Here is a 20,750-nt window from a genome sequence, read left to right on the forward strand (position 1 = left end):
GTTGGTTAGAGTGGACACGAAGGTGGCCGCAGCAGGCCACCCGCACACATGCTGTCTCATGGAGCGCCGGGAAGTCTGGTCGGCACACGATTCGTGCTGCCCGACGACCAGAGGACCACCCCGTGACCGCGCCCCGCACCCCCAGCCCCCGCAAGGCCCTCGGCCGCCTCTCCCTGCCCGAGCGGAACTTCGTCGCGGACGCACTGCGCACCGAGACCGTCGGCGGCGTGCTGCTGCTCATCGCCGCGATCACCGCGCTGATCTGGGCGAACGTGCCCGCCCTGCACGACAGCTACGAGAGCGTCAGCCACTTCCGCTTCGGCCCCGAGTCGCTCGGCCTGAATCTGTCCGTCGCGCACTGGGCCGCCGACGGACTGCTCGCGGTCTTCTTCTTCGTCGCCGGAGTGGAGCTCAAGCGCGAACTCGTCGCCGGTGATCTGCGCGACCCCCGGGCCGCCGCGCTCCCCGTCGTCGCCGCCCTGTGCGGCATGGCCGTACCCGCGCTCGTCTACACGCTCACCAGCGGCATCGGCGGCGGCTCACTGGCCGGCTGGGCCGTGCCCACCGCCACCGACATCGCCTTCGCGCTCGCCGTGCTCGCCGTCATCGGCACCTCCCTGCCGAGTGCGCTGCGCGCCTTCCTGCTCACCCTCGCCGTCGTCGACGACCTCTTCGCGATTCTGATCATCGCGGTCTTCTTCACCGCCGACCTGAACCTCGTCGCGCTCGGCGGTGCCGTGGTGGGCCTGGCCGTCTTCTGGCTGCTGCTCCGCAAGGGCGTGCGCGGCTGGTACGTGTATGTGCCGCTCGCCCTCGTCGTCTGGGGCCTGATGTACAACAGCGGCATCCACGCCACCATCGCCGGTGTCGCCATGGGCCTGATGGTGCGCTGCCACCGCCACGAGGGTGAGGAGCAGTCTCCGGGTGAGCGCATCGAGCATCTCGTCCGGCCCCTCTCCTCGGGCCTCGCCGTCCCGCTGTTCGCCCTGTTCAGCGCGGGCGTGGCGGTCTCCGGCGGCGCGCTCGCGAACGTGTTCACCACGCCCGAGACGCTCGGCGTCGTCCTCGGCCTCGTCGTCGGCAAGACGGTCGGCATCTTCGGCGGTACGTGGCTGACCACACGCTTCACCAGGGCCTCGCTCAGCGAGGACCTCGCCTGGGCGGACGTGTTCGCGGTGGCGACGCTGGCCGGGATCGGGTTCACCGTCTCCCTGCTCATCGGTGAACTCGCCTTCGAGGGCGACGCGGCGATGACGGACAGCGTCAAGGCCGCCGTGCTGACCGGTTCGCTGATCGCGACCGCCGTGGCGACCGTGCTGCTGAAGATCCGGAACGCCAGGTACCGCAGGCTGTCCCAGGAGGAGGAGCGCGACGACGACCTCAGCGGCGTCCCCGACGTGTACGAGGAGGACGACCCGGCCCACCACCTGCGGATGGCGGAGATCCACGACCGCAAGGCCGCCGAGCACCGGCGGCTCGCCCGGGAGAAGGCCGAACAGCGGCGCGGGCTTGCCGAAGTGCCGGGCGGGGCAGGCGAGGACCACGACGGTCCGGCATGATCTGACGAGACGGTACAAAAGTCAGGACAGTCGGACGCCCGCGGACACACATGGACGCCCGCGGACACACACGACCGGTCACGCCACGCCCGGCCCACGAGGTCGGACACACGCGGTCGGACGTGGCGGCCGGCCGGACAGGAACCGTCAGACGGCAGACTGAACCGTACGCAGCGGCACACAGTGGCACGCGATACGTACGCAGGAGAGGGAGACCGCGATGAGCGCACCCGACGGCAGCCCGGTCGGCGCCGAACGCAGCATGGGCGAGCTGTTCGCCTCGGCGACGGAGAACATGTCGGCGCTGGTGCACGACGAGATCGCGCTGGCGAAGGCGCAGCTCAAGCAGGACGCGAAGCGGGGCGCGAGGAGCGGCGGGGTGTTGACCCTGGCCGGCCTCGTCCTGCTGTTCTCCCTGCCGATGCTGAGCTTCGCCCTGGCCTACGGCATCCACACCTGGAGCGACTGGAACCTCGCGCTCTGTTTCCTGCTGTCCTTCCTGGCGAACTGCCTCGTCGCCGGCGTCCTCGCGCTGATCGGCATGGTCTTCGCGAAGAAGGCGAAGAAGAGCCGTGGCCCGCAGAAGGTCGCCGCCTCCATGAAGGAGACCGCGAGCGTGCTGCAGAAGGCCAAGCCGCACCCGCGTCCCGAACTCGAGCTGTCCAAGGACCGGGCCCCCGCGGCGATCGAAGCTGTGGGACGCTCGTCCTCATGACGGGCTCCTCCCTCCCCTCGGGGCAACCTCCCTCGGCGCACCCCCTCTCGGCCGTACGCCTCGACATCCCGGGCGGCGCCGAGGTGACCCACCGGGACGTGGCCGCCAACGGCGCGCGCTTCCACATCGCGGAGCTCGGCGACGGGCCGCTGGTGCTGCTGCTGCACGGCTTTCCGCAGTTCTGGTGGACCTGGCGGCACCAGCTGACGGCACTCGCCGACGCCGGGTTCCGCGCCGTCGCCATGGACCTGCGGGGTGTCGGGGGGAGCGACCGCACACCGCGCGGTTACGACCCGGCCAACCTCGCGCTGGACATCACCGGGGTGGTCCGTTCCCTCGGCGAGCCGGACGCCGCGCTGGTGGGGCACGACCTGGGCGGCTACCTGGCCTGGACGGCGGCGGCGATGCGTCCCAAGCTCGTACGACGGCTCGCGGTCGCGTCCATGCCGCATCCGCGGCGCTGGCGGTCGGCCATGCTCGCGGACGTCAGGCAGTCGTCCGCCATGTCCCACATCTGGGGGTTCCAGCGGCCCTGGGTCCCGGAGCGGCAGCTCGCCGCCGACGACGGGGCGCTGGTGGCCAGACTCATCCAGGACTGGTCCGGGCCGCGCCCGCCCGAGAAGGAGGCGCTGGAGAACTACCGGCGCGCCATGTGCATCCCGTCCACGGCGCATTGCTCGATCGAGCCGTACCGCTGGATGGTGCGCTCCATGGCCCGGCCCGACGGCATCCAGTTCAACCGCCGGATGAAGCGGCCGGTGCGGGTGCCGACGCTGCATCTGCACGGATCGCTGGACCCCGTGGTGCGCACCCGGAGCGCCGCAGGGTCCGGACAGTACGTCGAAGCGCCCTACCGCTGGCGGCTGTTCGACGGGCTCGGGCACTTCCCGCACGAGGAGGACCCGGTCACGTTCTCCACCGAGCTGATCAACTGGCTGAAGGACCCGGAACCCGACCGCTGAGCGGAGACGTCCCGATCATCAAAATTGAACACCTGTCCTATGAACGGCCATTTGCCGCGCGCATAGGCCAATTGGCTCCCCCTGAAGCGGTTATCGACCATGAGGTGGGGGCACGGTCGGGATATGGGCTGGACGCACGACTACAGTGACGCAGGCCGCGACCGCCGCTCGGCGGGCGGCAGAGGACCCCACCAGCGAGGCGGTGCACCGCACATGGCGGGCACGGACCTCAGGGTGGGGATTCCACATATCCTCCGCCGCCGGGCCCGCTGGGTCTCGGCACGGCTACGTCACCCACGCGGGTGACCCGACAGCGGCGCGCCGGCCATGTCCCGCGCGCCGCTCAGAGCGCGCAGCTGTCGCTGTCCACCTGCTGGTTCGCGGCACGGCCCTTGGTGATGTCGTCCTGGATCTCGTCCACGGTGAGCGCGTACCCCGTCTCGGCGTCGTCGAGGGACTTGGCGAACACCACGCCGTAGACCCGCCCCTCGGGCGTGAGCAGCGGGCCGCCGGAGTTGCCCTGACGGACCGTCGCGTACAGGGAGTAGACGTCACGGCGGACCGTGCCCCGGTGATAGATGTCCGGGCCGTTGGCCGTGATCCGCCCGCGGACCCGCGCGGACCTGACGTCGTACGCGCCGTTCTCCGGGAAGCCGGCGACGATCGCGCTGTCGCCGCTGCCCGCGTCCTCGGTCGTGAACCGCAGCGCCGGCGCCTTCAGGTCCGGGACGTCGAGGACCGCGATGTCGCGCTTCCAGTCGTAGAGGACGACCGTCGCGTCGTACTTCCTGCCCTCGCCGCCTATCTGCACGGTCGGTTCGTCGACGCCGCCCACGACATGCGCGTTGGTCATGACGCGGCGTTCGGAGAACACGAAGCCGGTGCCCTCCAGAACCTTGCCGCACCGCGGTGCGGTGCCCATGACCTTGACGATGGACCGCTGGGCCCGGGCGGCCACGGGGCTGCCGACCAGGGCGGGGTCGGGGGGCTGGACATCGGTGATCGGCTCGTTCGCGAACGGGCTGAAGACCTGCGGAAAGCCGTTCTGCGCGAGGACGGAGGAGAAGTCGGCGAACCAGGTGTCGGCCCGATCGGGCAGCGCGCGGGAGACACCGAGCAGGACCTTGGAACCGCGGACCTCCTTGCTGAGCGTCGGCAGCGTCGTACCGGCGAGGGCGGAGCCGATCAGCCAGGCGACCAGGAGCATGGCGACGACGTTGACCAGGACACCGCCGGTCGCGTCGAGCGCCCGGGCCGGGGACCAGGTGATGTGGCGGCGCAGTTTGTTGCCGAGGTGGGTGGTCAGCGCCTGGCCGACGGAGGCGCAGACTATGACGACGACGACCGCGACGACGGCCGCGACCGTGCCGACCTCGGCGTTGTCCGTCAGGACGTCCCAGATGACGGGAAGTACGTAGACGGCGGCGAGACCACCGCCGAGGAACCCGATCACCGACAGGATGCCGACGACGAACCCCTGGCGGTAGCCGACGACCGCGAACCAGACGGCGGCGACCAGCAACAGCATGTCCAGCACGTTCACTGCTTCCAGCCTCGCCTCGTCATTCCGGTCGCTCCCACTCGGCCGGAGTCCGGGGGCGTACGGCACGAACCACCCTCGTCACCAGCCCCCGTACCGCACGGCACGGCGCCCACCCTGTCATGACCTCTGGTCCAGCGGGACCCGCTTGTCCCGGTCCCAGGGACGCTCCCACCCCGCGTAGTGGAGCAGCCGGTCGATGATCCCGGCCGTGAAACCCCAGACGAGAGTCGATTCGACCAGGAATGCCGGACCTTGGTGGCCGCTGGGATGGACCGCGGTCGCCCGGTTGTCCGGATCGGTGAGATCCGCCACCGGGACCGTGAAGACCCGGGCGGTCTCGTTGGGATCCACGACGCCGACCGGGCTGGGGACCTGCCACCAGCCCAGCACCGGGGTGACGACGAAGCCGCTGACGGGGATGTAGAGCTTGGGCAGGACACCGAAGAGCTGGACACCGGCCGGATCGAGCCCGGTCTCCTCCTCGGCCTCGCGCAGCGCTGCCCGCAGCGGCCCGTCGGCCAGCGGGTCGCCGTCCTCGGGGTCGAGGGCGCCGCCGGGGAAGGCCGGCTGCCCGGCATGCGAGCGCAGCGCCGTCGACCGCTCCATGAGCAGCAGTTCCGGGCCGCACGCGCCCTCGCCGAACAGGATCAGGACCGCGGACTGGCGCCCCGAGCCGTTCGCCGGCGGCAGGAAGCGGCTCAGCTGTCCCGGCGCGACCGTCTCCACGGCCCGCACCACCGGGTCCAGCCAGGTGGGCAGGCCCTCCTGACTGAGCGTCGCCCGGTCACCCCGGATGTTGCCCGCCCGCGTCATCGCCACCCCCGTCGTCCTGCCCCCTGCCCGTCCGTTCCCGGCGACAGGTCCAACGCCCGGCGGCCCCCGGAACGTTCCATCAAAGATCGTTCCACCTGCGGCCGCCGGGTACGCCCTGTCATCCGGCGCCCAGCGGCGGGGCCGGCCGGCCGCCCGCGTCGAGGTAGGCCTGCGGGGGGTTCAGACGCTGGCCCGGGAAGCCCCCCTTCTCGTACTTCAGCAGCTTCCGCGCCTTCTCCGGGTCCGTCTCCCCCTCGCCGTACGCCGGGCAGAGCGGGGCGACGGGGCAGGCTCCGCAGGCGGGCTTGCGGGCGTGGCAGATGCGGCGGCCGTGCCAGATCACATGGTGCGAGAGGTCGGTCCAGTCGCTCTTCGGGAAGAGCGCGCCGACGGCCGCCTCGATCTTGTCGGGGTCGGTCTCCTCCGTCCACTTCCAGCGGCGCACCAGGCGCTGGAAGTGCGTGTCCACGGTGATCCCCGGACGGCCGAAGGCGTTGCCGAGGACGACGAAGGCCGTCTTGCGGCCCACACCGGGCAGCTTGACGAGATCCTCCAGCCGACCCGGCACCTCGCCGCCGAACTCCTCCGCCAGCACCTTCGAAAGCCCTGTCACCGACCTGGTCTTGGCCCGGAAGAACCCGGTGGGGCGGAGGATCTCCTCCACCTCCTCCGGGTCGGCGGCGGCCAGGTCCTCGGGGGTGGGGTACTTCGCGAAGAGGGCGGGGGTCGTCTGGTTGACCCGCAGGTCGGTGGTCTGGGCGGACAGGACCGTGGCGACCACCAGTTGGAAGGGGTTCTCGAAGTCCAGCTCGGGGTGGGCGTACGGGTACACCTCGGCGAGCTCCCGGTTGATCCGCCGGGCCCGGCGGACCAGCGCGGTACGCGACTCGGCCCTCGGCTGCCCGACGGCGGTCTTCTTCCCGGGTGCGGGGCTCTTCGCGGGCGCCGCCTTCTTCGCGGGCGCCGCCTTCTTTGCAGGCGCGGAGCCCTTCGCGGACGCGGGCCTCACCTCGGCCGCCGCTTCGCTCGCACTCGCGGTCGAATCCTTCTTCACCGGTGCCTTCTTCGTCGGTTTCGCCGTTCCCCTGCCACTGCCGGAGCCCTGTTCGCCCACAGCGGAATCATGATGTACCGCCGCCCGTGCAACCCCCTGAGCGCGTGCTCTCACCGGCGATTTGGACACCCGACCAGCCTACGGCTCGGCACCGACATCCGCCCCGGACCCTGCGGATCGGCGCCCAATTGGACCCCTGCCGCTTACCCAGGCACGCCTGTGCGGCATCCTTGTGACAGATCACACTGTTTGGACTGTCCGGCAAAATGGGCACCTCGGTCCCCTGGTACGCGGGGAACAAGATCCCCTGAGCAGGTCGACAAGGAGAGAACACGTGGACGACGTTCTGCGGCGGAACCCGCTCTTCGCGGCGCTCGATGACGAGCAGGCCGCGGAGCTTCGCGCCTCGCTGAGCGAGGTGACCCTCGCACGGGGCGACTCCCTGTTCCACGAGGGCGACCCCGGAGACCGGCTCTACGTGGTCACCGAGGGCAAGGTCAAGCTCCACCGGACCTCCCCCGACGGCCGCGAGAACATGCTGGCCGTCGTCGGTCCCGGCGAGCTCATCGGTGAGCTGTCGCTCTTCGACCCGGGCCCGCGCACCGCGACCGCCACGGCGCTGACCGAGGTCAAGCTGCTCGCCCTGGGCCACAGCGACCTCCAGCCCTGGCTGAACGCCCGCCCCGAGGTGGCCACGGCGCTGCTGCGGGCCGTCGCGCGCCGGCTGCGCAAGACCAACGACGCCATGTCGGACCTGGTCTTCTCCGACGTCCCGGGCCGGGTCGCCCGCGCCCTGCTGGACCTCTCCCGCCGCTTCGGGGTGCAGTCCGAGGAGGGCATCCACGTCGTCCACGACCTCACGCAGGAGGAGCTGGCCCAGCTGGTCGGCGCGTCCCGCGAGACGGTCAACAAGGCCCTGGCGGACTTCGCGCAGCGCGGCTGGCTCCGTCTGGAGGCCCGCGCGGTGATCCTCCTGGACGTCGAGCGCCTCGCGAAGCGCTCCCGCTGACGGGATTCCCGGCACGCGTGCCGAAGGCCCCGGTGCCTCGCAGGCCTCAGCGCCTGCCGGGCCCCGGGGCCTTCGGGTGAGCCCGTGCCCCTGCCGGACGAGCCGTTCCCCTGCCGGACGAGCCCGTGCTCCCGCTAGATGAGCCCGTGCTCCCGCAGGTATTCCAGTTGCGCGCGGACCGACAGTTCCGCGGCCGGCCACAGGGAGCGGTCCACGTCGGCGTAGACGTGGGCGACGACCTCGGACGGGGTGAGCCGGCCGTTCTCGACGGCCGTCTCCACCTGGGCGAGGCGGTGGGCCCGGTGCGCCAGGTAGTACTCGACCGCGCCCTGGGCGTCCTCCAGTACGGGGCCGTGACCGGGCAGGACCGTGTGGACGCCGTCGTCGACCGTGAGCGAGCGCAGGCGGCGCAGGGTGGCCAGGTAGTCGCCGAGGCGGCCGTCGGGGTGGGACACCACGGTCGTACCGCGTCCCAGGACGGTGTCGCCGGTGAGGACGGCCCCGTCGGCCGGCAGGTGGAAGGACAGGGAGTCGGCGGTGTGGCCGGGGGTGGGGACGACCCGCAGCTCCAGACCGCCCACGTCGATGACGTCCCCGCCGGACAGGCCCTCGTCCCCCAGCCTCAGCTCCGGGTCCAGCGCCCGTACCTTCGTGCCGGTCAGCTCGGCGAAGCGGGCGGCGCCCTCGGCGTGGTCGGGGTGACCGTGCGTCAGCAGGGTGAGGGCGACGCGCTTGCCGGCCCGCTCGGCCGTGTCGACGACGTTGCGCAGATGCCCCTCGTCCAGCGGGCCGGGGTCGACGACGACCGCCCGCGCGGAGTCGGGTTCCGAGAGGATCCAGGTGTTGGTGCCGTCCAGGGTCATGGCCGAGGCGTTCGGGGCCAGGACGTTGACCGCGCGCGCGGTGGCGGGCCCGGAGAGGACCCCACCGCGCGGTTGGCCGGGAAGGGCTGCCGCGTCCGTCATGCGGGTGCTCCACCGGTCGGGATGTGCTTGGTGAACTCGTCGTGTCCGGGCCAGGACAGCACGATCTCCTCGTCGTCCAGGCGCGCGGTGGCCAGTACCGGCGTGAGATCCCGCGCGGACGCCGCGTCGAGCGCCTGCGCCGCCGCCGGGTACGCCGTCAGCTGGCGCAGGGTCGCGATCGTCGGCGGCATCATCAGCAGCTCGCCCCGGTCGTACGCGGCGGCCGCCTCGCGCGGGGCGATCCACACCGTGCGGTCGGCCTCCGTGGAGGCGTTGCGGGTGCGCTGTCCCTCGGGGAGCGCGGCGACGAAGAACCAGGTGTCGTAGCGGCGGGGCTCGAACTCCGGGGTGATCCACCGGGTCCACGCGCCGAGCAGGTCCGAGCGCAGGACCAGTCCTCGGCGGTCGAGGAACTCCGCGAAGGACGTCTTTCGCGCGACGAGTGCCGCGCGGTCCGCCTCCCAGTCCGCGCCCGTCGTGTCACCGACCACGGAGTCGGACGTCGGACCGGCGAGCAGCACACCGGCTTCCTCGTACGTCTCGCGTACGGCGGCGCAGACGATCGCCTGGGCGGCGGCCTCGTCGACGCCGAGCCGGTCCGCCCACCACGCGCGTGTGGGGCCCGCCCAGCGGACGTGGTGGTCGTCGTCCCGCGGGTCGACGCCACCGCCGGGGTAGGCGTAGGCGCCTCCGGCGAAGGCCATGGAGGCGCTCCGGCGCAGCATGTGGACGACGCAGCCCTCGCCGGCGTCCCTCAGGAGCATCACGGTGGCCGCCCGCTTGGGCGGGACCGGGGTGAGGGTGCCCTCCGCGAGCGCACGGATGCGGGCCGGCCACTCGGATGGGTACCACTGCCCACCAGCCTGCACATTCACCATGGCCGGAGGCTATCCCGGGACGGGCGGATGTTCGAGTGCCCAGCCGGAGAAGAAGGGGGTGAAAGGAGGTGAAAAAGGAGGCGAAAGAGGGCGAAAGGGAGCGAGGGGACGCGCGGCGCCGGGAGGCGGCAGGGGGACGCGGCGAGGAGGAGTGGCGGACCCGGCGGACCGCACGGGCCACGCGGCCCTCCGCCGAACACCGGCCCGCCTCCGCCTCCGCCTCCGTCGGACGCCGGCCGCCTCTGCCTGCCCGCGTCCGTCAGCGCGCGTCCGTCAGCCTGCGTCCGTCAGCTCCACCTGGATCTCGACCTCCACCGGTGCGTCGAGGGGCAGTACCGCGACGCCCACCGCGCTGCGGGCGTGGACGCCCTTGTCGCCGAGGACCTCGACCAGCAGCTCGCTCGCACCGTTGAGGACGCCCGGCTGGCCCGTGAAATCCGCGGCCGAGGCCACGAACCCGACGACCTTCACCACGCGCGCGACGCGGTCCAGATCACCGGCGACGGACTTCACGGCGGCGAGGGCGTTCAGCGCACAGGTGCGCGCCAGCTCCTTCGCCTCCTCGGCCGTGACCTCGGCACCGACCTTTCCGGTCAGCGGAAGCTCACCGCCCACCATGGGAAGCTGGCCGGCGGTGTGGACGTACCGCCCCGACAGCACGGCCGGGCGGTACGCGGCCAGCGGCGGAACGACCTCCGGCAGACTCAGCCCGAGTTCGGCCAGTTTGGCCTCGACCGCGCTCACGCCTGCTTCTCCCGCTTCAGGTAGGCGACCAGCTGCTCGGGGTTGTTCGGGCCCGGCACGACCTGCACGAGCTCCCAGCCGTCCTCGCCCCAGGTGTCCAGAATCTGCTTCGTGGCGTGGACCAGCAGCGGAACCGTGGAGTACTCCCATTTCGTCATGCGGCGACTCTAGCCGCTGCCGCCCTCCGCCCGGGAAGCACGGGAAGCCTCGAAAGCCCGGGAAACCTGGGAAACCCGGGTACCCGGGAGCGCGGGAAGCCCGGCAACTCGCCCCCGGAGCCGCCGGGGCGCACGGGGAGGAATTAGGCTCAAAGGCGTGAGCAGGCTTCAGGTGGTCAGTGGCAAGGGCGGAACCGGCAAGACCACGGTGGCCGCGGCCCTCGCGCTGGCCCTGGCCACGGAGGGGAAGCGGACGCTTCTCGTCGAGGTCGAGGGCCGCCAGGGCATCGCGCAGGTCTTCGAGACGGAGGCGCTGCCGTACGAGGAGCGGAAGATCGCCGTCGCTCCCGGGGGCGGGGAGGTGCACGCCCTCGCCATAGACGCCGAGCGGGCCCTTCTGGACTACCTCCAGATGTTCTACAAGCTGGGCAGTGCCGGGCGGGCGCTGAAGAAGCTCGGCGCGATCGACTTCGCGACCACCATCGCGCCCGGTGTGCGGGACGTCCTGCTGACCGGCAAGGCGTGCGAGGCGGTACGGCGCAAGGACCGGAGCGGGCGGTTCGTCTACGACTACGTCGTGATGGACGCCCCGCCGACCGGGCGCATCACCCGTTTCCTCAACGTCAACGACGAGGTCGCCGGGCTCGCGAAGATCGGCCCGATACACAATCAGGCCCAGGCCGTGATGCGGGTGCTGAAATCGCCGGAGACGGCGGTGCACCTGGTCACCCTGCTGGAGGAGATGCCGGTCCAGGAGACCGTGGACGGCATCGCCGAACTGCGGGGGGCCCGGCTGCCGGTGGGGCGGGTCATCGTGAACATGGTGCGGCCCGAGGTGCTGGACGCGACCGACCTGGAACTCATGGGGACGGTCGAGCGTTCCTCTGTCGCGCGGGCACTGTCGTCCGCCGGTCTCGGCGGCGCGCGGCGCGGCGGGCACGCCGAGCGGCTGGTGGACCCGTTGCTCGCGCAGGCGAAGGAGTACGCCGAGCGGTACACACTGGAAGCCGAACAGCGCGCCGTGCTGGCCGAGGTGGACCTGCCCCTGCACGAGCTGCCCCTGCTCGCGGAGGGCATGGACCTGGCGGGCCTGTACGAACTGGCCGAGGAACTCCGCGCACAGGGTGTGTCATGACCGGCGGAAACCTGCCCGTGTCCGTGCCCATGCCCGTGCCCGGCGGGAACCCTCCCGCCGGGCCCGCCGCCCCCGTCAGGCCCGCCATGCCCGTCACGCCCGTCACGCCCGTCACGAGTCGGAAGTATCGGAAGCAGGGGATGTCATGAGTCGTCATCCGGAACCGGCGCACCCGCGCGCACACGATCCGGCCCACCCGGCCCGCCACCACCTCTCCTCCGTGCGCACGCTCGACATCGACCCACTGATCGAGGACCGGACCACCCGGATCGTGGTGTGCTGCGGCTCGGGCGGGGTCGGCAAGACGACCACCGCCGCGGCCCTGGGACTGCGCGCGGCCGAACGGGGACGCAAGGTGGTCGTCCTCACCATCGACCCCGCCCGCAGGCTCGCCCAGTCCATGGGCATCGACTCGCTCGACAACATCCCCCGCCGGGTGAAGGGCGTCGACGACTCCGCCGGCGGCGAACTGCACGCCATGATGCTCGACATGAAGCGCACCTTCGACGAGATCGTCGAGGCGCACGCGGACCCGGAGCGCGCCTCCGCGATCCTCGGCAACCCCTTCTACCAGTCCCTCTCGGCGGGCTTCGCGGGCACGCAGGAGTACATGGCGATGGAGAAGCTGGGGCAGCTGCGGGCCCGCGACGAGTGGGACCTCATCGTCGTCGACACACCGCCCTCCCGCTCCGCACTGGACTTCCTGGACGCCCCCAAGCGGCTCGGATCCTTCCTCGACGGCAAGCTCATCCGCGTCCTGCTGACCCCGGCGAAGGTCGGCGGCCGTGCGGGGATGAAGTTCCTGAACGTCGGGATGTCCATGATGACCGGCGTCCTGGGGAAGGTGCTCGGGGGGCAACTGCTGCGGGACGTACAGACGTTCGTGGCGGCGATGGACTCCATGTTCGGCGGGTTCCGTACGCGCGCGGACGCCACGTTCAAACTGCTCCAGGCGCCCGGGACGGCGTTCCTGGTGGTCGCGGCCCCGGAGCGGGACGCGCTGCGCGAGGCCGCGTACTTCGTGGAACGGCTGGCCGCGGAGGACATGCCGCTGGCCGGTCTGGTGCTCAACCGGGTCCATGGCAGCGGCGCCGACCGGCTGTCGGCCGAACGGGCACTCGCCGCCGCGGAAAATCTTGAGGACTCCCGCATTGTGGATCAGGAGGACGGGAAAGCTGAAGTTCGTAACTCCCGCGACAAAAAAGCCAGTTCAGACGTCCCCGACGGAGGCTCCCCCGCCACCGCGGACGACACGGACCCACTCACCAGCACCACCGACACAGGCACCGACGGGGTGGACGCGGAGCGGTCCTTCGACCAGCTCACCGCGGGCCTGTTGAGACTGCACGCCGAGCGGATGCGGCTGCTCTCACGCGAGCAGCGCACACGTGACCGCTTCACCGCGCTCCATCCCGAGGTGGCGGTGACGGAAGTGGCCGCGCTGCCCGGCGACGTGCACGACCTCGCGGGCCTGCGGCAGATCGGCGACCGGCTCGCGACCAACAGGCCGGAGCTGCCCGAAACACCCGAGGCGACCGCCTCACCCGAGGCGCCCGCCTGACGCACGCCGACCCGCCCCACTCCGCACCGAGACGGTCCAAGGCGTCCCGGCACAGCCCGAGACGCCCGCCGAGAACCCCCCGAGAGTCCTCAGCTCACCGCCGCGTAGTTCGCGTACACCTCGTCGTCGTCGAGGGGCACGACGCCCGTCCCCCGCTCGTACTCCGTGCGCGCGGTCTCCAGCAGCCGACGCCAGGACGTCACGGTGGGCCGCCGGCGCAGCAGTGCGCGGCGCTCCCGTTCCGTCATGCCTCCCCACACGCCGAACTCGACGCGGTTGTCGAGCGCGTCGGCCAGGCACTCCGTACGCACCGGGCATCCGGTGCACACCGCCTTGGCCCTGTTCTGCGCTGCTCCTTGAACGAACAGTTCATCCGGATCAGTAGTGCGGCAGGCAGCCTGCGCACTCCAGTCGATAACCCAGCCCATACCGGCGCCGTCCTCTCCCGAATCGAGGCTCCCCCACGGCGGCAGCGGCATATTCACCGCCGCCAGTTGAGGACGTTACGGAAGGTGGGCACAGCGCAACACCCCCAGCGGGCCCAATCTTGAATGGCCCGAACGGACTATGCGTAAGCGGCAGATCACCCGGGGGAGTGACCTGACGACATGCGCGACAACCCCGGCGTTTCGGGTCAGTTCCATTGCGCCACAACGGACACCGAATGACACACAAGGCGGATCCGGACACGCACCCACCACACCCCGACAGAAAAAGTCGAGAAGAGCCGAGAAGATCCGGAACGATTCGGGGTCGCCGGACGTATTGATACGTGACCTCACTGCCGTGACAGTTGTGAGCAGCTTAGGCCAAGGCCTGGACGCCTGTCCGGCAAACGAGAACGTAGGCTGCTCCCATGCCAAAGAAGCGCTCGGGCGGTGGTCTGTCGCCAACGCAGCAGGCCGCCAAGTTCCTCGGTGTCAGTGTCCTCGCGGGTGCCGTCCTGGCCGGTATCGCACTGCCCGCCGTGGGTGCGCTGGGCCTGGCCGCCAAGGGTTCGGTGGAGAGTTTCGACGAGCTCCCCGCCAACCTCAAGACGCCCCCGCTGAGCCAGCGCACCACCATCCTGGACGCGAAGGGCGGTCAGATCGCCACCGTCTACTCGCGCGACCGCACGGTGGTCGACCTCAAGGACATCTCGCCGTACCTCCAGAAGGCGATCGTCGCGATCGAGGACTCCCGCTTCTACGAGCACGGAGCGGTCGACCTGAAGGGCGTGCTGCGCGCGCTCAACCGCAACGCGCAGAGCGGCGGTGTCTCCGAGGGCGCGTCCACGCTGACTCAGCAGTACGTGAAGAACGTCTTCGTGGAGGAGGCCGGCGACGACCCGACGAAGGTCGCGCAGGCCACCCAGCAGACGATCGGCCGAAAGATCCGCGAGCTGAAGTTCGCGATCCAGGTCGAGGAGGAGCTGGGCAAGAAGAAGATCCTCGAGAACTACCTGAACATCACGTTCTTCGGCCAGCAGGCCTACGGTGTCGAGGCCGCCGCCCGACGCTACTTCTCCAAGTCCGCCAAGGACCTCGACCTCCAGGAGGCCGCCCTCCTCGCCGGCCTCGTCCAGTCGCCCAGCCGGTACGACCCGGTCAACGACGAGACGGAGGCCACCAAGCGGCGCAATGTCGTCCTGGCGCGGATGGCCCAGGTCGGCGACATCTCCCAGGAGGAGGCCGCCAAGGCGTCGAAGGCACCGCTGGGCCTGAAGGTCAGCAAGCCGAACAACGGCTGCATCACGGCGGTCAGGGGCGCGGGCTTCTTCTGCGACTACGTACGTGAGGTGTTCCTGAGCGACCCGGTCTTCGGCAAGACCAAGGAGGCGCGGGCCAAGATCTGGAACCAGGGCGGCCTGACGATCCGTACGACCCTGGACCCGCAGGCGCAGGAATCCGCCCAGAACTCGGTCAAGCAGCACGTCAACAAGTCCGACGAGGTCGCGACCGCCGCCACCATCGTGGAGCCGGGCACCGGAAAGATCCTCGCGATGGGCCAGTCCCGGCCGTACGGCATCGACACGAAGCAGAACGAGACGACGCTCAACCTCTCGGTCGACAGCGCCATGGGCGGCGGTGCCGGCTTCCAGCCCGGTTCGACGTTCAAGCCGATCGTCGCGGCGGCGGCTCTCGAGGGCGGGATGCCCCCGACCAAGTCGTACGCCTCGCCGTACCAGATGGACTACCCGAGTCCGGTGGCGGCCTGCGACGGCAAGACGTGGAACGAGAAGGGCGTTCCGGTCGAGAACGAGAACGAGGCGGAGGTCGGCCCCTACGCCATGAAGGAGGCGACCGCGAAGTCGGTCAACACCTACTACATCGAGATGATCAGCGAGATCGGCATCTGCCCGGTGACGGAGATGTCCAAGAAGATGGGCGTCGAGCGGGCCGACGGCGGAAAGCTGGCCCAGGCGCCGTCCATCGCGCTCGGCACCCAGGAGGTGTCCCCGCTGACCATGGCGAACGGCTACGCCACCTTCGCCTCACGCGGCATGTACTGCACGCCGATCGCCATCGAGTCCATCAGCCAGCACGTCGGCGACAAGTCGAAGTCGCTCCCGGTCCCGAAGTCGACGTGCTCGCGCGCGATGTCGGAGAAGACCGCCGACACCATCAACACGCTCCTCAGGGGCGTGGTCGAGGACGGTACGGGTACGGAGGCCGGTCTCGGCAGCCGCCCGAGCGCGGGCAAGACCGGTACGACGGACTTCCGCTACGCCGCCTGGTTCGTGGGCTACACGCCGAACATGGCCGGTGCGGTGTGGGTCGGCGACCCCGCGCACAAGCGGAAGATGGTCGACATCTCGATCGGCGGAACCTGGCACGCCAAGGTGTTCGGTGGTCAGGTGCCCGGCCCGATCTGGCGCGACATGATGAGCGGCGCGCTGAACGGCAAGGACGCCCCCGAGTTCAACCTCGTCCACATACCGGACCCCGAAAAGCGCGACAAGGACCGTGACCGTGACGGCGAGGACGGCGACGACCGTGGCGACGGCAACCGGGGCGACGACGGCCGTGGCGGCGGCAACGGCGGCAACGACGGTTTCATCGGCGGTCTGACCGGCGGCAACGACGGCCAGACCGGCAATGGCGGCCAGAACGGCGGCGGAGCCGAACCGGACCCGACCTTCTCCCTCCCGGAGGGCCTCTTCCAGGGCCCGGGCAACGGCCCGGGCGGCCGACGCTGACGGCCTGCGCCCCTGGTCCGACGACAGCGGAGGGCCCCTCGTTCCCGTCACGGGAACAAGGGGCCCTCCGCTGTCGTCCGTCGTATCCGGCTGACCGGACCGGCGGATCAGCCGGCGAGCAGCTTCTTCACCGCGGCGGCCACCCGGCCGCCCTCGGCCTGCCCGGCCACCTTGGGGTTGACGATCTTCATGACCGCCCCCATGGCCCGCGGGCCCTCGGCGCCTGCCGCCTTCGCCTCCTCGACGGCCTGGGCGACGATCGCGTTCAGCTCCTCGTCGGACATCTGCTGGGGCAGGTACCGGGCCAGCAGCTCGCCCTCCGCCTTCTCCCGCTCGGCCTGCTCGGGACGTCCACCCTGCGCGAAGGCGTCCGCCGCCTCACGGCGCTTCTTCGCCTCACGGGTGATCACCTTGAGCACCTCGTCGTCGGAGAGCTGACGCTTCTCCTTCCCCGCGACCTCCTCCTTGGTGATCGCGGTGAGCGTCAGCCGGAGCGTCGAGGAGCTGAGCTCGTCGCGCTCCCTGATCGCAGCGTTGAGGTCGTCCTGCAGCTTCGACTTGAGCGTGGTCATGCCTTGATTGTCGCAGGAACAGGCGCAAAGACGCCCGTACATTTAACCCCCGCCGCTCCGGGGGACGTTCGGACCGACCCGCAAGCCCTGCCGCACCCCCGGGGAGGAGAGACCGCGGGACACACCCGGCCCCGGGTCTGACACGATGGGCGCATGCGCGCGCGATACGGAATCCCCCTGGGAATCACGGCGGCCGGCGCCGCCGGGCTGGTGTACGCGGCGGGCTTCGAGGCCCGCTCCTTCCGGCTGCGACGGGTGACGATCCCCGTCCTGCCCGCCGGGATGCGCCCCCTGCGTGTGCTGCAGGTCTCCGACATCCACCTGGTGAGCGGCCAGCGCAAGAAGCAGCGCTGGCTGCGCTCGCTGGCGGGACTGCGTCCCGACTTCGTGATCAACACGGGCGACAACCTGTCCGACCCCGAGGGCGTACCGGAGGTCCTGGACGCGCTGGGCCCGCTGATGGAGTTCCCTGGCGCGTACGTCTTCGGCTCCAACGACTACTACGGCCCCAAGCTGCGCAACCCCGCCCGCTACCTGATCGAGAAGGCCACGGGCCGGCACGGCCTGAACGGCAACACCCCGGCCGTCGGCGTGATCCACAACCCGTGGGAGGACCTGCGGGACGGCTTCGACGGCGCGGGCTGGCTGAACCTCACGAACACCAGAGGCACCCTGAAGCTCGAGGGCGTCACGGTCGAGCTGACCGGCCTGGACGACCCGCACATCAAGCGGGACCGCTACACGGAGGTGGCGGGCGGCCCGTCGAACGCGGCGGACTTCTCGATGGGCGTCGTCCACGCCCCCTACCTGCGCGTCCTGGACTCCTTCACGGCCGACGGCTACCCCCTGGTCCTGGCCGGTCACACCCACGGCGGCCAGCTCTGCATCCCCTTCTACGGCGCCCTGGTCACCAACTGCGACCTGGACACCGATCGGGTGAAGGGCCTGTCCACCCACACGTCCGAGGGCCGCACGTCCTACCTCCACGTCTCCGCGGGCTGCGGCACCAACCGCTACACCCCGGTCCGCTTCGCCTGCCCCCCGGAGGCGACACTGATGACCCTGGTGGGCCGGGAGTAACGAAGCAGCGCGTCCCGCGGGGGGGCGACGGCACCGACCCGGTCCCGTCGCCCCCCCCGCGCGTGTCCAGCCGCGGCGTCCAAACCGGATTTCGTCTCCAGCCACCGGTGGGCTAAAGTAAACGACGTCGCCGCGAGAGCAGCGACATCGGGGTGTGGCGCAGCTTGGCAGCGCGCTTCGTTCGGGACGAAGAGGTCGTGGGTTCAAATCCCGCCACCCCGACAGAGAAGTACCAGGTCAGGCCCGGTGCTGAGAGATCAGCACCGGGCCTGATTTGTTGTGCGGACCCGTTTTGGGAGCCATTTGGGAGCCGACTGCGGGAAACGGCTCCCGGTGGCTCCCAGCGAGTGGCGTTCCGCCTTCGAGCGCGCTGTGCGCTGTTGCGCCCCGAAAGGGTCACCCCACGGCTTGTGCCGAGGAGACTACAGACGGTACGACGATCGCCATGTACCCATGGGTCTCCGTTAAACGACCGGCAGCTCGCCCTCCTCACCCGCATTGAGGACGGAACCGTCCCTGTCACGTCGGACAGCCCCGAGCTCGCTCTTACCGCCCGCGCGCTCAAGGAGCGGCGCCTGATCACCATGCCCAAGCAGGGCGGGAAGTGGCGGGCGGAGATCACCGATGCGGGACGCTTCTATCTGGAGCACGGCCATCACCCGGACCGGCCGGAGCCAGCTCAGCGCAAGCAGCGTTCGATGGCTCCCGAACCACAGCCACGAGTGGCCCCTCCACCGCAGAAGCAAGCCGCAGCCGCGTCCAAGCCGAAGCCGCAGCGCGCCGCGAAGTCCCCACGGCCGTCGCCGGCGGAAGTCGGAGCCGCTTTGATCGCGGAGGTACAACAGGCTGGGCGGTTCCTTCGAATCCCGAACCCCAGTGAAGAGGAGCGGGCTCGCTACCGCAGGGCGTTCGACGCAGCGCGGCAGTGTGCACCCGAGGGTTACCACCTGAAGTACAGCGGGCGGGCGAAGGGAGACTTCTTCCTCGGCTTGCTCAGGATGTCCGGCGAGGATGACACCGAGTGGAACCGGATCCGGCTGGCGCGCAGCCGTGTGATCACCGACGTCGAAGACGTGATCGCTGCGGTCACCACAGATCACAGCGCCTTCGAGGTATCGGAGGAGGTACTCCCCCGGGTGCTCTCGCTGCTGCGGCTCCTCGCAGAGCAGGCTCTCTCACGACACGGCGAGATCGCGGTGTCCAAAAAGCGCAGGCAGCCCAGGCCGCTCCTCACCGTCCACGGCAGGACGTACGAGATCAGCTTCTGCGAGCGGCAGAAGCAGGTTCGATACGTGCCCAAGCAGCCCGGCCGCCGGACGTACGACTGGCAGCGGTTCAGCGAGCACGCGGGCTACCGGTACGGCTGGAAGAAGGAATGGACCGACACTTCCAAGAAGCCGTTGGAGGAGCAGATCGGCTCTGTTTTCCGGGCCTTGAAGGCGCACGCGGAGGAGCAGGAGCGGGCCCGTCTGGAACGCGAGGCGGAGCAGCGGCGTCTGCGGGAGGAGCGGGAGCGGCAGGAGGCCGAGCGCTGGCGCCTGGAAGCGGAGCGGGAGGAGCGCGAGCGACAGGAGTGGGAGGCCGCCATCAGTGTCGCTTCGATCAAGGCGGTTCACGCGGCACGGAACGAGCACTTCGGCACTGCGCTTGAGCGGTGGCGGGCCGCAGGGGAGATCCGGGCCTTCTGCGCCGCTCTGGATGAGGCCGCCGCTGCTTCGGACAACGCCCTCGAAGCCGAGAGGCTGCGAGAGTGGTCGGCGTGGGGGAAAACGGAGGCTGATCGGCTCGACCCCACCACGAAGGGCAAGGGCCTGGCTTCTCTCAACTTCCACGCGGAGCCGACGGGAGACCAGCTGCGACCGTTTCTCGACGGCTGGCACCCGCACCGGCCGGAGAAGGAGAAGCCTGCGGCAGAACCGGCGCCGCGCAAGGCGGAGCCAGAACCGTGGCGCGGCCTCATCGACGCATATCGGGATCAAGGCTGGCGATATGGACACCAAGGTCGCGCTCAATGGTGGAGGCGATGACACCGTGCCCACGGTCGCGGAGGGCCTTGACGGCCTTCTCGACCAGCTGGCCGAGCCTCATGACCTCTGCGCGCAGAGCAACCAACTCGTCGTAACGTTCGGCCTTGTCCACGCCGCACCACACTCGAACTGTCCGCAGGACGGCCGCTTCCGCGTCCAACTTGCGATCGTCCCGGCGACGGTATGCGTACCAGGAGGATTGTGTGCGCTCCTCCTCGATGTGCTGCTGTTTGCGGTCCACCTCCGGAAGGATCTCGTCGGCAAGGCGGCCGGCAACCTGTCGGGCGATGCGCTCGGTGACCGGCCACCCGGCCAGGCACATGCCGTCGCGGTTCTCGTACACCATCGCGTCCGAGCGGAGTTCGGACGCGTCCATACCGATGAGGGATACCGTCTCGTCGAGTCGGCTCAGCTCCAGCACCCCGGCGTCCGCCACCCCTCGACGCAGACGCAGCTTGTTCTTCGGACGGACGAACCCGAAGATCATCCGCGCGGCCTCGAAGTCCGTGCTGCCGCGTACGTGGCGCGACGCCTCGGCCAGTGCCACCTCTGCCGCGTCATCCGCGCGGAACGTATCGTCGTCCGCCCACGGTGCTACGAGAGAGCCGGGACTGACCCATTCCTGCAGACCGGCGTCGTCACCTCCGAGGAACCGCACGTGGATCCAACCAGACCTGCCAGGGCCGCCCACTCGAACGACCTCCACCTGACGAACCGCGCCGCCCAGTTCCTTCGGCCTCGCGCGGTATGCCCAGTGCTCGCCAATTTCCATGTGCCTATTGAGCCAGCTCTGTTGG

20 protein-coding genes and 1 tRNA gene are annotated in these 20,750 nt (G+C 70.3%); 11 read left to right on the top strand and 10 right to left on the bottom strand.

The window, feature by feature from the left end:
• Positions 1-122: 122 nt before the first annotated feature.
• From nhaA to JL475_RS40440, 4 genes are all read left to right on the top strand, one after another.
• Positions 123-1,559 carry a Na+/H+ antiporter NhaA gene (nhaA, locus tag JL475_RS30050; RefSeq protein WP_202281124.1) on the top strand — a complete coding sequence of 479 codons (1,437 nt, stop codon included), beginning with the start codon at positions 123-125 and terminating at the stop codon, positions 1,557-1,559.
• Between the two features lie 220 nt (positions 1,560-1,779).
• Entirely contained in the window at positions 1,780-2,274 is a 495-nt protein-coding gene (locus JL475_RS30055) for a phage holin family protein (protein ID WP_202281125.1), read from the top strand.
• Positions 2,271-3,236, top strand: coding sequence for an alpha/beta fold hydrolase (locus JL475_RS30060; protein ID WP_202281126.1), 966 nt, complete (start codon positions 2,271-2,273; stop codon positions 3,234-3,236). Before JL475_RS30055 ends, JL475_RS30060 begins: the two co-directional genes overlap by 4 nt.
• A 123-nt stretch (positions 3,237-3,359) precedes the next feature.
• Positions 3,360-3,542 (top strand): hypothetical protein, encoded by a 183-nt coding sequence (locus tag JL475_RS40440; protein WP_237408690.1) that lies wholly within the window; start codon positions 3,360-3,362, stop codon positions 3,540-3,542.
• A 37-nt stretch (positions 3,543-3,579) separates the two neighbouring features.
• On the opposite strand, the gene JL475_RS30065 is transcribed toward JL475_RS40440, so the two are convergent.
• The 3 genes from JL475_RS30065 to nth form a co-directional block, all read right to left on the bottom strand.
• Positions 3,580-4,779 carry a MarP family serine protease gene (locus JL475_RS30065; protein WP_202281127.1) on the bottom strand — a complete coding sequence of 400 codons (1,200 nt, stop codon included), beginning with the start codon at positions 4,777-4,779 and terminating at the stop codon, positions 3,580-3,582.
• Positions 4,780-4,896: 117 nt separating this feature from the next.
• Complete coding sequence (locus JL475_RS30070; RefSeq protein WP_202281145.1) at positions 4,897-5,592, bottom strand: CoA pyrophosphatase; 696 nt, start codon at positions 5,590-5,592, stop codon at positions 4,897-4,899.
• A gap of 118 nt (positions 5,593-5,710) precedes the next feature.
• Complete coding sequence (gene nth, locus JL475_RS30075) at positions 5,711-6,646, bottom strand: endonuclease III (RefSeq protein WP_202281128.1); 936 nt, start codon at positions 6,644-6,646, stop codon at positions 5,711-5,713.
• Positions 6,647-6,980: 334 nt separating this feature from the next.
• Between nth and JL475_RS30080 the strand changes: the two genes are divergently transcribed.
• The gene (locus tag JL475_RS30080) at positions 6,981-7,655 is read left to right on the top strand and encodes a Crp/Fnr family transcriptional regulator (protein WP_109377225.1); all 675 of its coding nucleotides are present in this window, start codon (positions 6,981-6,983) and stop codon (positions 7,653-7,655) included.
• A 134-nt stretch (positions 7,656-7,789) separates the two neighbouring features.
• On the opposite strand, the gene JL475_RS30085 is transcribed toward JL475_RS30080, so the two are convergent.
• From JL475_RS30085 to JL475_RS30100, 4 genes are all read right to left on the bottom strand, one after another.
• Positions 7,790-8,620, bottom strand: coding sequence for an MBL fold metallo-hydrolase (locus JL475_RS30085; RefSeq protein WP_202281129.1), 831 nt, complete (start codon positions 8,618-8,620; stop codon positions 7,790-7,792).
• Positions 8,617-9,498: an NUDIX domain-containing protein gene (locus JL475_RS30090; protein WP_202281130.1), complete on the bottom strand. Its 882-nt coding sequence runs from the start codon at positions 9,496-9,498 to the stop codon at positions 8,617-8,619. The genes JL475_RS30085 and JL475_RS30090 overlap by 4 nt, the downstream gene beginning before the upstream one ends.
• Positions 9,499-9,771: 273 nt before the next feature.
• Positions 9,772-10,242: a RidA family protein gene (locus JL475_RS30095; protein ID WP_202281131.1), complete on the bottom strand. Its 471-nt coding sequence runs from the start codon at positions 10,240-10,242 to the stop codon at positions 9,772-9,774.
• Positions 10,239-10,400, bottom strand: a complete 162-nt coding sequence (locus tag JL475_RS30100) for a DUF4177 domain-containing protein (protein WP_019355547.1) — start codon at positions 10,398-10,400, stop codon at positions 10,239-10,241. The genes JL475_RS30095 and JL475_RS30100 overlap by 4 nt, the downstream gene beginning before the upstream one ends.
• 157 nt (positions 10,401-10,557) lie before the next feature.
• Between JL475_RS30100 and JL475_RS30105 the strand changes: the two genes are divergently transcribed.
• Together JL475_RS30105 and JL475_RS30110 are read left to right on the top strand one after the other, a co-directional pair.
• On the top strand, positions 10,558-11,535 hold the full coding sequence (locus JL475_RS30105; RefSeq protein WP_202281132.1) for an ArsA-related P-loop ATPase: 978 nt from the start codon (positions 10,558-10,560) through the stop codon (positions 11,533-11,535).
• Positions 11,536-11,680: 145 nt separating this feature from the next.
• Positions 11,681-13,096 carry an ArsA family ATPase gene (locus JL475_RS30110; RefSeq protein ID WP_202281133.1) on the top strand — a complete coding sequence of 472 codons (1,416 nt, stop codon included), beginning with the start codon at positions 11,681-11,683 and terminating at the stop codon, positions 13,094-13,096.
• An 89-nt stretch (positions 13,097-13,185) separates the two neighbouring features.
• Here the strand turns inward: JL475_RS30110 and wblA are convergent, their stop codons facing one another.
• Positions 13,186-13,524 carry a transcriptional regulator WblA gene (gene wblA, locus JL475_RS30115; RefSeq protein WP_202281134.1) on the bottom strand — a complete coding sequence of 113 codons (339 nt, stop codon included), beginning with the start codon at positions 13,522-13,524 and terminating at the stop codon, positions 13,186-13,188.
• A 428-nt stretch (positions 13,525-13,952) separates the two neighbouring features.
• Between wblA and JL475_RS30120 the strand changes: the two genes are divergently transcribed.
• Positions 13,953-16,274 (top strand): transglycosylase domain-containing protein, encoded by a 2,322-nt coding sequence (locus JL475_RS30120; RefSeq protein ID WP_202281135.1) that lies wholly within the window; start codon positions 13,953-13,955, stop codon positions 16,272-16,274.
• 107 nt (positions 16,275-16,381) lie between these two features.
• Here JL475_RS30120 and JL475_RS30125 read toward each other — a convergent pair whose 3' ends face one another.
• On the bottom strand, positions 16,382-16,846 hold the full coding sequence (locus JL475_RS30125; RefSeq protein WP_109377217.1) for a GatB/YqeY domain-containing protein: 465 nt from the start codon (positions 16,844-16,846) through the stop codon (positions 16,382-16,384).
• A gap of 153 nt (positions 16,847-16,999) precedes the next feature.
• Between JL475_RS30125 and JL475_RS30130 the strand changes: the two genes are divergently transcribed.
• The 3 genes from JL475_RS30130 to JL475_RS30140 all read left to right on the top strand — a co-directional run bounded on the left by JL475_RS30130 (position 17,000) and on the right by JL475_RS30140 (position 19,953).
• On the top strand, positions 17,000-17,926 hold the full coding sequence (locus JL475_RS30130) for a metallophosphoesterase (protein WP_202281136.1): 927 nt from the start codon (positions 17,000-17,002) through the stop codon (positions 17,924-17,926).
• A 148-nt stretch (positions 17,927-18,074) separates the two neighbouring features.
• A tRNA-Pro gene (locus JL475_RS30135) sits at positions 18,075-18,148 on the top strand.
• Positions 18,149-18,336: 188 nt separating this feature from the next.
• A complete protein-coding gene (locus JL475_RS30140) occupies positions 18,337-19,953 on the top strand; it encodes a PE-PGRS family protein (RefSeq protein ID WP_237408691.1) in 1,617 nt (538 codons plus the stop codon).
• Here JL475_RS30140 and JL475_RS30145 read toward each other — a convergent pair.
• Positions 19,883-20,725, bottom strand: a complete 843-nt coding sequence (locus JL475_RS30145) for a PE-PGRS family protein (RefSeq protein ID WP_202281138.1) — start codon at positions 20,723-20,725, stop codon at positions 19,883-19,885. The two genes, JL475_RS30140 and JL475_RS30145, sit on opposite strands and share 71 nt — an antisense overlap.
• Positions 20,726-20,750 lie beyond the last annotated feature (25 nt).

The sequence above is a fragment of the Streptomyces sp. M2CJ-2 genome (assembly GCF_016757295.1).
Classification (GTDB): domain Bacteria; phylum Actinomycetota; class Actinomycetes; order Streptomycetales; family Streptomycetaceae; genus Streptomyces.

Excerpts from the sequence above, each read along its gene's own strand:
- JL475_RS30055 (WP_202281125.1), top strand. The coding sequence starts at position 1,780 with ATGAGCGCACCCGACGGCAGCCCGGTCGGCGCCGAACGCAGCATGGGC.
- JL475_RS30060 (WP_202281126.1), top strand. The coding sequence starts at position 2,271 with ATGACGGGCTCCTCCCTCCCCTCGGGGCAACCTCCCTCGGCGCACCCC.
- JL475_RS40440 (WP_237408690.1), top strand. The coding sequence starts at position 3,360 with ATGGGCTGGACGCACGACTACAGTGACGCAGGCCGCGACCGCCGCTCG.
- JL475_RS30070 (WP_202281145.1), bottom strand. The coding sequence starts at position 5,592 with ATGACGCGGGCGGGCAACATCCGGGGTGACCGGGCGACGCTCAGTCAG.
- JL475_RS30085 (WP_202281129.1), bottom strand. The coding sequence starts at position 8,620 with ATGACGGACGCGGCAGCCCTTCCCGGCCAACCGCGCGGTGGGGTCCTC.
- JL475_RS30090 (WP_202281130.1), bottom strand. The coding sequence starts at position 9,498 with ATGGTGAATGTGCAGGCTGGTGGGCAGTGGTACCCATCCGAGTGGCCG.
- JL475_RS30100 (WP_019355547.1), bottom strand. The coding sequence starts at position 10,400 with ATGACGAAATGGGAGTACTCCACGGTTCCGCTGCTGGTCCACGCCACG.
- JL475_RS30110 (WP_202281133.1), top strand. The coding sequence starts at position 11,681 with ATGAGTCGTCATCCGGAACCGGCGCACCCGCGCGCACACGATCCGGCC.
- wblA (WP_202281134.1), bottom strand. The coding sequence starts at position 13,524 with ATGGGCTGGGTTATCGACTGGAGTGCGCAGGCTGCCTGCCGCACTACT.
- JL475_RS30120 (WP_202281135.1), top strand. The coding sequence starts at position 13,953 with ATGCCAAAGAAGCGCTCGGGCGGTGGTCTGTCGCCAACGCAGCAGGCC.
- JL475_RS30125 (WP_109377217.1), bottom strand. The coding sequence starts at position 16,846 with ATGACCACGCTCAAGTCGAAGCTGCAGGACGACCTCAACGCTGCGATC.
- JL475_RS30130 (WP_202281136.1), top strand. The coding sequence starts at position 17,000 with ATGCGCGCGCGATACGGAATCCCCCTGGGAATCACGGCGGCCGGCGCC.
- JL475_RS30145 (WP_202281138.1), bottom strand. The coding sequence starts at position 20,725 with ATGGAAATTGGCGAGCACTGGGCATACCGCGCGAGGCCGAAGGAACTG.